This window comes from Sphingomonas sp. SORGH_AS_0789 (assembly GCF_031453055.1).
Classification (GTDB): Bacteria; Pseudomonadota; Alphaproteobacteria; order Sphingomonadales; family Sphingomonadaceae; genus Sphingomonas.
In genome coordinates, this window is sequence record NZ_JAVIYV010000001.1 from 3,781,016 (window position 1) to 3,796,145 (window position 15,130).

The following is a 15,130-nucleotide window of genomic DNA, read 5'->3' on the forward strand; positions in this document are numbered from 1 at the left end:
CTTAATCAGCCTGAGGCTGGGACGCCAGATGCTATCAGGTCCGCGCGCCCGGCCGATCGAGCACGGCGCGAATCCGCTCGTTGAGTTCGGCGCGGCGATAGGGCTTGCGGATCAGCTCATAGGAGCGCGCGCCCTCGTCGATCGCCTCGTCGGCGAAACCCGTGGTCAAGAGCACCGACAGGCGCGGATAATCGCGCCGCACCGCCTGCGCCAACGCCACCCCGTTCATCCCGCCGGGCATGAGGATATCGGTGAACAGCAGCGAGAAGTCGCTATCCTCGGCCAGATGGTCGAGCGCCTCGCGCGCGCTGCGGGCCAGGACCACGTCATAGCCCAGATCCTCGAGCATCGACTTGCCCAGATCGCCGACATCCTCCTGATCCTCGACCATCAGGACGCGTTCGACCCCGCCGCTGCGCGCGGGCTGGGTCGGCGAGGGCCGCCGCTCGGTCACGCCCGCCGCGCGCGGGAAATAGAGCGACAACACCGCGCCGCCCTCCTCGCCCGCCTCTACCGAGGCGAGCCCGCCCGACTGGCGCATGAAGCCATAGACCATCGCCAGGCCCAACCCGGCCCCCTTCCCCATCTCCTTGGTCGTGAAGAAGGGATCGAAGACCTTGTCGGCGATGGCCGGATCGATGCCGGGGCCATTGTCGCCGATGCGAACCATCACATATTCGCCGGGTTCCAGATTGGCCGGTCCCTCGGGCTGGTCGGCGGACTGGATCATGTTGCGGGTGGACAGCATGATCTCGCCATGGCCCTGGTTGCGCGCGATCGCCTCGCGCGCATTGGTCACGATGTTGATCAGCGCCATTTCCGCCTGGACCGGGTCGATCCGGCAGTTCCAGAGATTTTCCTCCAGCTTCTGGCGGACCGCCAGCCCCTCGCCCGCCGTGCGGTTGATGATCGGCCGGAAATCCTCGATCAGCTGGTTGAAGTTGAGCAGCCGGTCGCGCAGCTCCTGCTTGCGGGCAAAGGCGAGCAACTGCTGGGTCAGCGTCGCGCCGCGTGCCGCCGCCGCCGCGATTGCCTCGACCGCGCGCCGCCCGCTGCGGTCGCCCTGATCGACGCGGGCCTCCAGAATATCGGCATAGCCCAGAATGACTTGCAGCAGATTGTTGAAGTCGTGCGCGATGCCGCCGGTCAGCTTGCCGACCGCCTCCATCTTCTGCGCCTCGTGCAATGCATCCTCGGCCTCGCGGCGGCGTGAAATGTCCAGCTGGCTGCTGAAGAAATAGACCAGCTCGCCCGCATCGTCATAGACCGGCGAGACGAACAGCGCGTTCCAGAAGGTCGAGCCGTTCTTGCGATAATTCAGCAGTTCGACCGCGATCTCGTCGCGGCGTTCGACGGCGGCCCGCACCTGCGCCACCACGTCACGGTCGGTTTCCGGCCCCTGCAGGAAACGACAATTGGTGCCGAGGATCTCATCCTCGGAATAGCCGGTCATGAAGCTGAAGGCTTCGTTACAGAAGACGATCGGGTTGTCGGGCTGGCGCGGATCGGTGACGATCATCGGCATGCGCGTCGTCTTGACCGCCGCGAAGAAAATGTCGGACTGGCCCGTATGCGGCTGCCGCGCGTCCGAGATGGGGGGTGAGGACACGAGCGAGCGCGGCGATTTTTCCATCTCGGGCGTCTCGTCTCTCGGGGCCATGCGCTATCGAACCCGGTCAGGTCACGCGGGTTCCGCCCGCGCAACGGCACGGGCGGAAATCGACGGGAATTGCGCGGCTCAGCGCCCTTCGCGAGTGATCCGGGCAATCTCGCGCGCGACCATCGCCTCGACCATCTCGGGCAGGTTCGCGTCGAGCCAGTCGCGCAGCATCGGGCGCAGCATGTCGCGGACCAGCCCCTCCAGGGTGCCGTCGCTGCTCGGTTCGGGCTTGACCATCATACGGCTGAGCGCCTCCAGGGAACCACGGCTGGCCTCCGCCGCGCGAGGGCTGACGATCGCTTCCTCACCGTCATCCGCCTCGATCCCGTTCTGTGCCGCCACGGGGGCTGCGGGTGCGGGAACGGGGGCCGGGGCGACCGGCTCGGGCTTGGCCGCCGCCGGTTCGGGCGCGGGACGGGGGGCGAGTTCGGCGCGCAACGTCGATTCGGCGGCGCGCGCGGCGGCGGCCTCGACCTTCATGCGCAGGGGCATCGGATCGCTGAGTTCGAGGACCTCGGGCGAATCCTCCTCGACGGCCGGTGACGGCACGGGGCGCGCAGGGCGACGCTGGCGCGTCGGGGCCTCCCCTTCTTCGGCGATGATGCGTTTGATCGAGGAGAGGATCTCCTCCATCGACGGTTCGGCGCTGATATCACCCATGACCGCAAACCCCATTTCAGCCCCCCAAGGCCCCCAAAGGCCGCAGCCGACCTTATTGCCGGCTTGGTGCCGATGCACCTGTGGTTAATGCGGGGCTTCTGTCAACAGGGGCGTTGACGTCGGGGTCGAGCGGACGGGTGATGACCGCCGTCTGCGCGGGCGTTCCGGCGGTGGTCGAGGCCACCGGCGCGGGCTCGCCATCGCCGCCCCAGTCGTTGATCTTGTTGCGCACCCGCTTGTAGTTGGCGACCGGGTCGTAGAGCGCCCCGCCGTCCAGCCCCAGGTCGCGCGCCTCGGCATTGCCCATCGCGGCGATCAGCGCGAAACCGGCGACATAGGCATCGCGGCGCGCGGTGACGAGCGTCACCTGGCTGTTCAGCAGTTCCTGCTCGGCGTTCAGTATGTCGAGCACGGTGCGGGTGCCCACGCTATTCTCGGCGCGCACGCCCTCCAGCGACAGCGAGTTGGCGCGCACCGCCGATTCGGCCGACAGGATCACCTCCTGCGAGGATTGCCACACGGCATAGGCGGAGCGGACCTGCGCGACGACCTGCCGCTCGGTCGCGGTTGCATTCTCCAACGCCTGTCCGCGCAGCGCCTCGGCCTGGCGGACCTGCGCCGCCGGGCGGCCGCCCTGGAACAAAGGCATCGACAGCTGCAGGCCGACCGTCGCGTTGACGCCCGAGGACGGCACGGTGGCGACGTTCAGCGAGCCCAGATAGTTGAAATAGTTGCCGCTCGACACCGCCGACACGCGGGGCAGCCGGTTGGCGCGCGCGACGTCGATGTCATAGCGGGTGGCGTCCGCGCTGCGACGCGCCGCGATCAGCTGCGGATTCTGGTCGAGCGCGATGCCGACCGCCGCATTGGGCGAGGCGGGCAGGCTGGGCAGCGCCGGCGGCTGTTCCAGCCCGACCGGCTCGACCCCGACGATGTTGATGTAATTCTCGCGGCTGGAGATCAAATTGGCCTGCGCCGATTGCAGCTGCGCGCGGGCCTGCGCCAGACGCGCCTCCGACTGGGCGACATCGGTGCGGGTCAGGTCGCCGACCTGGAACCGGTCGCGCGAGGCGCGCAGGTTCGTCTCCAGCACATTGACGTTCCGGGTGTTGAGGTTGACGATCGCCTCGTCCCGGATGACGTTCATATAGGCGCCCACCACATTGGTGAACAGATTGGCCTCGACCCCGCGCAGCTGCGCCCGGCCCGCATCCACCCGCGTCTCGGCCGCGCGCACCGCATTCTTGACCGCCCCGCCCTGATAGAGCGGCACCGACAGCTGCACCGCGCCGGTCGCCGTCCGTTCGGGGTTCAGGAAGTTGTTGTTGGCGACCACGATATTGTCGGTGATCTGCCCGGTCGACTGGAGCGAGGGCAGACCGCTGGCCCGCGCGATCGGGACATTCTCATCCGTCGCACGCTGCGCCGCGCGCTGGCCGGTGATCGTCGGATTGCTTTGATACGCCCGTAGCATCGCCTCGCGCAACGTATCCGCCGAAGCGGTGCTGCCGAGCAGCACCGCCCCGATCAGGACACCAGAGGTCAGGCCAAGGTTAAGATACGGGCGCATAGACACTCAGAATTGGAAGGCGCGGGGACGGGCAAAGCCCGGCAGGATGGTGCATTCGGCATCGGCGAAGGGGCGCACGCCGTGGCCGCCCTCGGTCCGGCGACCGCTGGCCAGACGGGTGACGCCGTTTTCGACCAGGCCCGTGACGATGCGGCCATCGACCTTGACCTGCTCGACCAGGGCGGCGGGCAGTTCCTCGACCGCGCCGTCGACGATCAGCACGTCATAGGGCGCACCGGCGGCATGACCGGCCTTGAGCGGGCCCTCGACCAGCGTGACCTTGCCCTGCCCGGCCAGCGCGGTGCGCGCGGCGGCGACCAGCTCACCCTGTTCCTCGACCGCGACCACCTCGGCCACGATCTCGGCCAGCAGCGTGGCGGTATAGCCGGTCGCCGCGCCGATCAGCAGCACGCGGTCGCCCGCCTCCAGATAGGCCTCGGTCAGCAGGCGGCCGGTCGCCATCGGCAGGTTGATCGCGCGCCCCTGGCCCAGATCGAGCGTCCCGTCGCGGTAAGCCACCGCGCGAAGCGCCTCGGGCACGAAGGTTTCACGCGGCACGCGGGCCATCGCGGCGACGACGCGCTGGTCGCTGACCGCCGTGGTGCGCAGCTGGCTCACCACCATCGCGTGGCGCATCGCGTCGAAATTCGAGGAATCATTGCTGATCGTCATCATGGCCCATCCCTGTCGCACAACCGTTTTAGCTGTGCAATACACTAAATCAATCCTGCCGCTTCTATCGCGCGGGCCCGCCCTCGCCAAGCGGAGTACGCGATCAAGCGGGGTCATGACCTAGCGGGTTTTGCCAAGAATGCGACATTTGGATGAATGAGCGGTTGACGCCGCCCCAAAAGCTGCGCAAAGGGCGCGCCTCACCGCATCGAGGCGCGATGGCGGAGTGGTGACGCAGAGGACTGCAAATCCTTGCACCCGGGTTCGATTCCCGGTCGCGCCTCCAGTTTCCCCTGGAAGATGGACGAACGATGCGGGCGGGCATGATGCCTGCCCCGGACGGGAATATGCCGCCCGCCCCTGCCCTGCCCCCCCCCCCGCCATGCCGGTTCGGAAAAGCGATGGACCCCGTCGCCCCGTAACGCCTAGATCGGGTTTCTCGACGCTTTGCAGGGGGATATATGCGCAACGTAACGATGGCCGCGACGATCGCGCTGGCGCTGGGCGGACTGGCACCCGCCACGGCCCGGGCGCGCGACACGGCTGAGGCAGCCACGACGCGCGCGCCGGTCGACTATGACGTTGCCTTCCCCCATCCCGAGCATCACGAGGCGCAGGTCAGCGTCACTTATCGCGGGCTGGACAGCGCCCCCGTCCGCTTCCAGATGGCGCGGTCCTCGCCCGGCCGCTACGCGCTCCACGAATTCGGCAAGAACGTCTATGCGGTATCCGCCACCGACGGCGCGGGCCGCCCGCTGACCGTGACACGCACCGATCCCTATGGCTGGACGGTGGCGGGACATGACGGGACGGTCACCGTCCGCTACACGCTGTTCGGCGATCGCGGCGACGGCACCTATGCGCAGATCGACCCGACCCATGCCCGGCTGAACATCCCCGCGACCTTCCTCTGGGCGACCGGTCAGGACGACCGCCCCATCCGCGTCCGCTTCCACCCCCGGCCCGACTGGAAGATCGCTACCCAGCTCGCCCCGACCGACGATCCGGCCGTCTTCACCGCGCGCGACCTGCAATATTTCATGGACAGCCCGGTCGAGCTTTCGGCGCATGACGTGCGCAACTGGACGGTGGCGGACGGGGCCAAGCGCTATACCATCCGGCTCACCGTGCACCACGACGGCAGCGCCGCCGATGTCGACCGCTTCGCCGCAATGGCCAAGAAGGTCGTCGCCCAGCAGATCGCGATCTTCGGCGCGCCGCCGCCCTTCGACTATGGCACCTATACCTTCCTGGCCGACTATATGCCGCAGATCAGCGGCGACGGGATGGAGCATCGCAACTCGACCGTCATCAGCATGCCCCGCTCGCTGGCGGCCGCGAATTTCCAGCAGATTCAGACGCTCAGCCACGAATTCTTCCACGCCTGGAATGTCGAGCGTATCCGCCCCGCCGAACTGGAGCCGTTCGACTTCACCCGCGCCAACGCCACGCCGTCGCTCTGGCTGGCGGAGGGCTTCACCCAATATTACGGCCCGCTGGCGGTGCTGCGCGCGGGCGAGATGCCGCTGGCGGATTATATCCGGCAATTGTCGGGAACGCTGAACGGCCTGCTCAACACCCCCGCGCGCCGCTATGGCGGACCGCAGGAGATGAGCCTGCGCGCGCCCTTCGTCGATGCAGCGCAGTCGATCGACCCGACCAATCCCAATATCTTCGTTTCCTATTATCCTTACGGCGCGGTCATCGCACTCGCGCTCGACCTGGAGCTGCGCCAGGCCTTTCCGCGGCTGACGCTGGACGATTACATGCGCCAGCTGTGGCGGAACCACGGCCGGAACGAGCGGCCATATCGCCCCGACGATCTCCGCCAGGCGCTGGCGCAGGTGACCGGCGACCAGGGTTTTGCCGACCGCTTCTTCGCGCGCAGCGTGACGGCCAGCGGGCTGCCCGACTTCGCGCCGCTTCTGGCGCAGGCCGGACTGACCCTGCGCCCGGCCCATGCCGACGCCGCCTGGGCGGGCGCGACGCCGGTCGCGGGGGAGGACGGCCTGACCCTGACCAGCGCCACCGCGCCGGGCACGCCGCTGTATGATGCTGGACTCGACAAGGGCGACCGGATCGTCAGCCTCGACGGCAAGCCGCTGGCCGATGCGGGGGCATGGACCGCCCTGCTCGCCGCCCATGCGCCGGGCGACCGCCTGCCCATCGTCTATCGCCAGCGCGGTGCCGAGCGTCGCGCCTTGCTGACGCTTGCGGCCGATCCCACGATGCAGATCGTGCCCGACGAGACGCTCGGCCGGACCCTGACGCCCGCGCAAGTCCGGTTCCGTCGATCCTGGCTGGGTGAAACATCGGTCGGCACGTTCCCCGCATCCCCCGCCAAGACGACGGGATGATGTCGTTTCGGATCGGGAACGGATTTCCGATCCGGAATGTTTATCCATGTGTCTTTTTTCGGGGCCGGCCGCGTTCACGGCCCTTGCGATGGGGCAGGCGCCATGCGAATGCGCGTCAGGGAGCCAGTTTTGCTGCACAATCTCGACATTCCGACCCAACTGGCCGCGTATCTGGACCAGTCCCCGATTGCCCTGGCACTGGCCGATGCGCGCGACGACAATCCGTTGATCTTCATCAATCACGGGTTTCGCGAACTGACCGGCTATACCAGCGAAGAGGTGGTCGGCGAGAATTGCCGGATGCTGCAACGCCATGCCGACAATCGCGAGGCGCGCGACCGGATCCGCGAATTTCTGGCGAATGATCGTCAGGTCAATGTCCGCACGACTTTGATCAACTTCCGCAAGGACGGCTCGCCCTTCGTCAACCTTCTGTACATGTCGAAGCTGCGCCAACTGGGCGGCGACATGCCCTATATCTTCGCCTCGCAATTCGACATCAGCCGTTCGCATCCCGACCGGCTGTCCGCCTATGACGCCGAACTGGGGCGCACGCTGGGACGACTGACCCCGATCCTGGCGGAAAGCGGCATGGTCCTGGAGGGATCGCTGACCGCGATCGCCAATACCGCAGCGACCATCGCCCAGGCCAAGCTGACGCTTTCGGACCTCGACCGAGCGCCCTTTCCGTGAATGCGGGGCAGCCCGCGGCCGGGGATCACGACATGCCGAACCATGACTGCCTGAGCGTGCCGGTGGTCGGCATCGGCGCCTCGGCGGGCGGGCTGGAGGCGCTTCGCGAGATGCTGACCCCGGCGCGCGCGCCGACCGGCATGGCCTTTGTCGTCGTCCAGCATCTCGACCCCAATCACGAGAGCATGCTGGCGCAACTGCTCGACCGGCACACCAATCTGGCGGTGCGTCAGTGCGAGGGGTTGGAGCGGATCGAGCCCGATCACGTCTATATCATTCCGCCCGGCCGGGGACTGGCGATACGCGGCGGCGTGCTGGAGCTGACCGACTTCATCCAGCCGCGCGGGCTGCGCCGCCCCATCGACGATTTCTTCCTGTCGCTGGCCAGCGACCAGCAGGCCAATGCCGCCTGCGTCATCCTGTCGGGCACCGGCGCGGACGGCACGACCGGGCTGCGCGCGATCAAGGAAAATGGCGGGGTCAGCGTCGTCCAGAAACCCGAAAGCGCCCGCTATGACGGCATGCCGCTTTCGGCGGTCGGCACCGGCCTGGTCGATTTCGTGAAGCCCGCGGGCGAGATACTGGATTGTCTCCACGCCTTTTTCGCGCGCCGTTCGGGCGACCCCAAGGAGGAAGAGGCCGAGGTCGTCGCCGATCATATCGACGATCTGTGCCGCGTCCTGCGCAACGCCATCGGCCATGACTTTTCGGGGTATAAGCGGACCACGCTGGTCCGTCGGGTCGAGCGGCGGATGCACGTTCTGGGCATCGCGACGGGCTCGGCCTATCTGGCGCGGGTCAAGAAGGATGCCGACGAGTGCGAGGCGCTGTTCCGCGACCTGCTGATCAACGTCACCCGCTTCTTCCGCGATGCCGAGCTGTTCGACACGCTGAAGGCCAAGGCGGTCCTGCCGCTGACCCGCGCGCGCGACCCGGACGAGGATATCCGCATCTGGATTCCCGGCTGCTCCAGCGGCGAGGAAGCCTATAGCATCGCGATGCTCTTCGCCGAGGCCGCGCGCGAAAGCGGACAGCCGCTGGCGGTGCAGATCTTCGCGACCGACATTGACGAGCAGATGCTCCAGATCGCGCGCGAGGGCAGCTATCCCGCCGCCGCGCTGGCCGACATTCCGGCGGCGCTGCGCGAACGCTACACCATGCCGCATGCCGAGCGGTTCACGATCAGCGCGCAGATCCGCGACATGATCCGCTTCTCCAACCACAGCCTGGTCAAGGACCCGCCCTTTTCGCGGATCGACCTGGTGTCGTGCCGCAACCTGCTGATCTATTTCGACGATCGGTTGCAGCAATCGGTGTTGCCGCTGCTGCATTATGCGCTGCGGCCGGGCGGCTATCTGTTCCTGGGTCCGTCGGAAAGCGTCGGGCGGTTCGACCATCTCTTCCCCGCGATCGACGGCCATGCCCGCCTGTTCGAGCGTTCGCCGGGCTCCCCCTCCTATCCGATCGACCTGCCCGGCGGGACGAGCCGCAGCATCCGGCGGCGCGGCGAGCGCGGCGAGCGGGACCATGGCGCACCGATGGGCGAGGAAAGCCTGGCGGCCCGCCGCATCGTCGATCGCTATGCCCCGCCCAGCATGGTGGTCGATCAGGACGGCGGCATCCTGGCCGCGTTCGGCAAGCTCAGCCGCTATTTCAACTTCCCCGTCACCCGCGCGGGCGGATCGAGCGCGGTGACGCTGGCGCGGACCGGCCTGCGCGAAGTGATCGGCCCGATGCTCCGCCAGGCGCGCGACGCCCGCAAGCGGATCGCCGCGCGCGACGTCGCGGTGACGACCGAATATGGCGTCCAGAAGGTCGAGGTGATCTGCGATCCGCTGACCGACGGATCGCTGCTGTTCCTGTTCCGCGATACCGAGCCGTTCAGCCCGGTCGAGGCGAGCGACCTGGCCGATCTGGAACCAGGCGACGATCATATCGAGGCGCTGGAGGACGAGCTCCGCCTGACCCGCCACCGCCTGCGCTCGACGGTCGAGGAACTGGAGACGGCGAACGAGGAGCTGAAAAGCTCCAACGAAGAAATGATGTCGATGAACGAGGAGCTTCAATCGACCAACGAGGAATTGTCGACCGTCAATGACGAGCTGAAGACCAAGGTCGACCAGCTGACCATCGCCAATTCCGACCTGCGCAATTTCTTCGAATCGACCGACCTGGCGGTGGTGGTGCTCGACCGGCACCTGCGCGTGCGCAGCTATACCGAGGCGGCACGCGCGATCTTCCCGCTGCAACCTAGCGACCGGGGGCGCCTGCTGGCCGATGTGTCGACCCGGCTGAGCAACACCGACTATCTCGACGGCGCGGCATCGGTCGCGGCGGGCGGATTGCCGTCGCAGCAGCGGGTCACGACCCGCGACGGCGCGCGGACGCTGTCGCTGCGCATCCTGCCCTATCGCACCCAGTCGGACGGGATCGAGGGGGCGACGCTGGTCCTGACCGACATCACCGAGGCGCTCGGCATGGAACGCGCGCTGGCCGCCGAGCGCGAGCGGCTGGACCTGGCGATCAAGGCGGGCGGCATCGGCGTCTGGGAATATCGCGGCGACACCGGCGAGACCTTTCTGGACGACACCGGCCGTGCGCTGTTCGGCCTGGGCGCGGAGGATGACGGGGCCCGAATGGGCCGCTGGCTGGAGCGGATCGTAGCCGAGGATCGCGCCGGGGTCGAACTGGGCATGGCCGAGGCGATGGCCGGGAACGGCGATTTCGAGATGACCTTCCGCCTCGACATCGACGGCACCCAGCGCTGGATCAAGGGCTTCGGCCGCCGCGTCACCACCAGTCCGCCGCACCGCATGGTCGGCGTGTCGATCGACGTCACCGCCGAATATGCCATCGCCGAGACGCGCGAGCTGATGCTGCGCGAGATGAACCACCGGGTGAAGAACCTGTTCGCGATCATCTCGGGGATCGTGTCGGCGGCGGCGCGTTCGCATGGGGATGTCACCGAGCTGGCCGACGATGTCCGCGAGCGCATCGCGACGCTGGGCCGCGCGCATTCGCTGGCCTCGCCCGCGGGCGAGCAGCAGGCGATCGAGCTGCGCGCCTTGGTGGAGGCGACGATCGCGCCCTATAGCGGCCAGTCGAAGATCGCCATCGACGGCCCGCGCCTGCTGGTCGACCGCCGTTGCCTGTCGCCGCTGGCGCTGATCCTGCACGAATGGGCGACCAACTCGGTCAAATATGGCGCGCTGGCGCACCGACTGGGCGAATTGTCCATCCATTGGACGCTGGCCGGGGGCACGCTGTCCATCGAATGGGTCGAAACCGGCGGTTCGCCGACCGACAGCGACGCGGCGCACGGTTTCGGGACACTTCTCGTCCAGACTTCCTCACGACAATTGGGTGCGCGGCTGGAGCGGAATTACGCCGATGGGCGTTTCATTCTTAACTTGGCTCTACCCGAAACGGTCCTCGCGCATGACTAAAACGATTTTGCTGGTCGAAGACGAATTTTTCGTGGCCCTGGACATCCAGAATATCATCGAAGACGGCGGCTACGAGGTCGACGGCCCTTATGTCAGCGTCGAAGAGGTGCTGGCGCATCTCGACGGCGATCGTCCCGACCTGGCCTGCGCGATCCTGGACGTTCGGCTGCGCGACGGAGAGGTCTTTCCGGCGGCGGAACGGCTGCGCGAGGCGGGCGTGCCGTTGATCTTCCATTCGGGTCATGCCGATGAGCAGGCTCTCCAAAATCGCTATCCGGGCTCGGCGGTGTGCGGCAAGCCCTGCTCACCCTCGCTGCTCCGCCGCACCCTGTCGATGGCGGTATCGGGCCCCAGCGAAGGCGACCGCGAAGCCAGTTGAGGCGGGTCCGCGCTCAGTCGAACGCGCCCCGCCCCATCCGCCCGGTCGCGCGCAGCAGCGCGGCCTGCGCCGTCAGCACATCGACCTTTGCCCGCGCCACCGCCAGCTGCGCCGAGCGATAGCTCTGGTCGGCGACCAGAATGTCGATGGTCGAACGGAGCCCGAATCCATATTCGGCACGCACACCCTTCAGCGCGAGGTCGGCGGCAGACAGCCCCTCGACACTGGCCTTCAGCCGTCCCTCGGCCGCGATCAGCGAAGCCCAGGCGGTATCCGCGCTCCGGACCGCGTCGCGCGCCGCCGTCTCGACATCGAAACGCTCCGCCCGCCGCACCGCCTCCGCTTGCCGGACATGCGAGGCGACCAGCCCCCCGGTCAGCAGCGGCACCCGCAGGCCCAGCCCCGCGCTCGCGGCGCTGTCGAAGCCGGTCCAGCGGCCTCCGGTCACCTGCACCCCGCGCCCGTAATTTCCGGTCAGGTCGAGCGCGGGCGCGCGTTCGGCGCGGGCCTGATCGACCCGCGCCGACGCCGCCTCCACCCGCTGTCGTTGTGCCAGCAGCAGCGGATTGGCCGCCTCCGCCGCGCCGCGCGCATCGGCCAGGGTGCGGGGCAAGGCCGTGGGCGGCGCGATCGTCGCGTCGAGCGCCCCCGCGTCGCGCCCCACGACTGCGCGATAACTCGCCGCCGCCGTCGCCGCCGCCCCCTCGGCATCGACGAGGTTGGAGACGACGCTGGCCCGCTGCGCCTCCAACTGGGCGATGTCGGTGCGCGTCGCCTGCCCCAGGCCATAGCGCGAGCGGGCCTCCGCCACCTGCCGGTCGAGCCGCTCGATCCCGACCCGCGCGATCTCCACCGCCTGTTGCGTATAGAGCAGGTCGGCATAGGCACCGACGACGCGTTCGAGCACATCGGCCTCGACATCGCGCAGCGCCTCGCCCCCCGCCGCGACATCGCCGTCCGCCGCACGCACCGCCGCGCGCACCCGCCCGCCGGTCCAGATCGGCAGGGTCGCCGTCACCGCGCCGGTCCCGCTCGACGCGCCCGAACGCCTGCCCGTATCGTCATAGCCCAGCCGGTCGTAACCCGCGCCGCCCGTCGCCGCCGCCGTCAGCCGCCCGGCCGCGCGCGCCTGGTTGGGCGTCTCGGCCAGCGCCTCCTGCCGGGCGCGCGCGGCGGCGAGTTGGGGATTGCCGTCCCATGCCGCGGCAATGGCATCGCGCAGGGTTTCGCCCGACGCGGGCACGGCCAGGGCCAGCGCAGCCCCCGTCAGAAGCCATCGCTTAGTCATGACGGAGCGCCCAGGCCGGCGCCGCCCGGCTGGCCCGCAGCGACTGGCCCAGCACGGTCAGCACCGCGATGGTCAGCGCCAGGGCGGTGGCGGCGAGGAAATAGAGCGGCGATAGGCTGATGCGATCCTCGAACCCCGCCAGCCATGTCCGCATCGCGACATAGGCGAGCGGCCAAGCGAGGAGATTGGCCAGGATGACGGGCCGCAGGAACTGCCCGACCAGCAGCTTCACGATGGCAGCCGACGATGCGCCAAGCGTCTTGCGGATCCCGATCTCCTTCACCCGCCGCTGGGTGTTGAACGAGGCGAGGCCCCAGAGGCCGACGCAGCCGATCAGGACGGCGAGGCCCGCACCGATGCCGAACAGACGGGTCGCCCGGTCGTCGGCGGTATAATAGTCTTCCATACTCTGGCTGGCAGTGCGCGCGTCAAACGGCACCTGGGGTGCGATCTGCCGCCATAACGTGCGCAGCATAGCGATCGTCGCGCGTGGATCGCCGTTGACTCGCAAGGTCGTACGAGGACTCGTCGAATAGCTCGACCGATAATAATACATTGTCGCATTGACGGGATCGCGCGGCGAAAAGAACCGGGCATTCTCGACAACGCCGATGATCGTGCGCGGGTTCGACCTACCCACCGTCTTGCCCAGCGCCGCTTCCGGGCTTTCGAAGCCGAGGTCCTGAACGCCCCGGCGGTTGACGACGACATTGATCACCGGCGTCCCGCCGACATTGTCGAAATTACGGGTATCGTCGGCACGATGCGCATCGTCGGGAAGCCGTCCCGCGATCACCCGCAGCCCAAAGGTCGGGAAAAAATTCGGTCCGGCGATGATTGCCTGCAGACTAGGCCCGGGTTCTGGCTTGCCGGGCAAGGCATAGCTGTCATTGTTGAAACTGCTCGATCCCGGCGTGGCATCCGAAGTCGTGACCGATACTATACCAGGCAGTGCGGCAGCCCTTGCCAGAAAGGCCGTCCTCTGCGCCTTGTCCACGGCGGAGTCGCTGGTCGAACTGACGATCACCAAACCGTCACGACGGAAACCGACATCGGTCTTACGAACATGTTGGGTCTGGGCAACGAGCACCGCCGTTCCGATCATGAAGGCGATGGCAAGTGCGAACTGAAACACCACTAGCGTCTCGCGAACGCGCGTCCCTGTCCGTCCGCCACCGGGCGAACGGGCCGAGGCCAGTACAGCCGCCGCCGGGAAGCCGGACAGCAGGACTGCCGGATACAGCCCAGCCGCAGCCCCCACGATCACAGCGAACACAACCAGTGCCGGAACGATCTGCCTATAGTCGATCGCCAGCTTCAATCCGCCCGCCGCATTGATGAGGGGAAGGCCCAGTTCAGCCAGGATCAGGCCTCCCAACGCCGCCAGTAGCGCGACCAGTATCGCTTCCCCCAGGAACTGCCGGATCAGTGCCAGGCGGTCTGCACCCAGAACCTTACGCATCGCGACTTCCCGTGCACGGAGGCCGGCGCGGGCGGTGGCGAGGTTCACATAATTCACGATCGCGATCAGCATGGTCAGCACACCGACGATACCGAGTGTCGCAACCGTCAACTTGCGGGCAGGCGCAGTCTGCAAATGGATATTGGTCAGCGGCACAATTGGCAGGCTCAGCATTCTGGCGGCGGGTCCCTGCTCTGTCGCACGACGATCCACAAAGGCGCGCATTTTACTCTGCAGCCACGCGGCATCCTGCGCGGTATCGAGGCGCAGGATCGTCCAGACCCGCTCGCTTCCCCAATGAAACCACATCTTGTCAGGATGGGGACTTGGTGTCCTTGCCAGAATGGAAAAGCGCAGTTCGGTATTGGGCGGCAGGTCGCGGAAGATACCTGCCACGCGATAATTGGAGGTCTTGCCCAATGCCGTGAGCGTCATCGTCTGCCCGACGGGGTTTCCGCCCGGAAAATATCGTTTGGCGATACTTTCGTTAATCAGGATGCTGTCCGGTGCTTGCAACGCATGGGCCGCGTCCCCCGTGACCATTGGCAGACGCACGATGTCGAGGAAATTGGGGTCCGCGTAACCAAATGGCTCGCCGGTGGCAGCCCCACCGCGCACGACGTTGGCATCCATCTCCTGAATACGGGTGCCAATGGTACCGGGAAAATCCTCACGAAGCTGGTCAATCAGGCCGCCCATCGTACCGGTCGAATAACCGTTGGCGGAACTGCCCGGCATGTCCCAGTATTCCTCGACAAGATACAGCTTGTCATGACCAGGCAGCCATTTCTCATACCCCGTCTCGAACCGGACATAGAGGCCCAGCACCAGGAACACGGCGATGCCCACCGCCAGCCCCCCGATGTTGAGCGCGGCATAGAGCTTGTGGCGCACAAGCGAGCGATAGAGCGAGAGAAGCGCGTAGCGGTTCATGATGACAGCC

Annotated in this window: 10 protein-coding genes and 1 tRNA gene; 5 read left to right on the forward strand and 6 right to left on the reverse strand. The window is 67.3% G+C overall.

Annotation, left to right across the window (positions count from 1 at the left end; translation table 11 throughout):
• Window positions 1-34: 34 nt before the first annotated feature.
• The 4 genes from QE360_RS17050 to QE360_RS17065 all read right to left on the reverse strand — a co-directional run bounded on the left by QE360_RS17050 (window position 35) and on the right by QE360_RS17065 (window position 4,565).
• Window positions 35-1,633: a histidine kinase famiy protein gene (locus QE360_RS17050; RefSeq protein WP_309703475.1), complete on the reverse strand. Its 1,599-nt coding sequence runs from the start codon at window positions 1,631-1,633 to the stop codon at window positions 35-37.
• Window positions 1,634-1,738: 105 nt separating this feature from the next.
• The gene (locus QE360_RS17055; protein ID WP_309703477.1) at window positions 1,739-2,320 is read right to left on the reverse strand and encodes a DUF2497 domain-containing protein; all 582 of its coding nucleotides are present in this window, start codon (window positions 2,318-2,320) and stop codon (window positions 1,739-1,741) included.
• Window positions 2,321-2,372: 52 nt separating this feature from the next.
• Window positions 2,373-3,890, reverse strand: coding sequence for a TolC family outer membrane protein (locus QE360_RS17060; protein ID WP_309703478.1), 1,518 nt, complete (start codon window positions 3,888-3,890; stop codon window positions 2,373-2,375).
• Between the two features lie 6 nt (window positions 3,891-3,896).
• Entirely contained in the window at window positions 3,897-4,565 is a 669-nt protein-coding gene (locus QE360_RS17065; protein ID WP_309703480.1) for a protein-L-isoaspartate O-methyltransferase, read from the reverse strand.
• Between the two features lie 209 nt (window positions 4,566-4,774).
• Between QE360_RS17065 and QE360_RS17070 the strand changes: the two genes are divergently transcribed.
• From QE360_RS17070 to QE360_RS17090, 5 genes are all read left to right on the forward strand, one after another.
• A tRNA-Cys gene (locus QE360_RS17070) sits at window positions 4,775-4,848 on the forward strand.
• Window positions 4,849-5,023: 175 nt separating this feature from the next.
• Entirely contained in the window at window positions 5,024-6,919 is a 1,896-nt protein-coding gene (locus tag QE360_RS17075; RefSeq protein WP_309703483.1) for a M61 family peptidase, read from the forward strand.
• 108 nt (window positions 6,920-7,027) lie between these two features.
• Window positions 7,028-7,612, forward strand: coding sequence for a PAS domain-containing protein (locus QE360_RS17080; protein ID WP_309703485.1), 585 nt, complete (start codon window positions 7,028-7,030; stop codon window positions 7,610-7,612).
• Between the two features lie 32 nt (window positions 7,613-7,644).
• Window positions 7,645-11,058, forward strand: a complete 3,414-nt coding sequence (locus QE360_RS17085) for a CheR family methyltransferase (RefSeq protein WP_309703487.1) — start codon at window positions 7,645-7,647, stop codon at window positions 11,056-11,058.
• Window positions 11,051-11,437: a response regulator gene (locus tag QE360_RS17090; protein ID WP_307097973.1), complete on the forward strand. Its 387-nt coding sequence runs from the start codon at window positions 11,051-11,053 to the stop codon at window positions 11,435-11,437. The genes QE360_RS17085 and QE360_RS17090 overlap by 8 nt, the downstream gene beginning before the upstream one ends.
• Window positions 11,438-11,450: 13 nt before the next feature.
• Here QE360_RS17090 and QE360_RS17095 read toward each other — a convergent pair whose 3' ends face one another.
• Window positions 11,451-12,725 (reverse strand): TolC family outer membrane protein, encoded by a 1,275-nt coding sequence (locus tag QE360_RS17095; protein WP_309703489.1) that lies wholly within the window; start codon window positions 12,723-12,725, stop codon window positions 11,451-11,453.
• Window positions 12,718-15,120: an FtsX-like permease family protein gene (locus QE360_RS17100; RefSeq protein WP_309703492.1), complete on the reverse strand. Its 2,403-nt coding sequence runs from the start codon at window positions 15,118-15,120 to the stop codon at window positions 12,718-12,720. The genes QE360_RS17095 and QE360_RS17100 overlap by 8 nt, the downstream gene beginning before the upstream one ends.
• Between the last annotated feature and the right edge of the window lie 10 nt (window positions 15,121-15,130).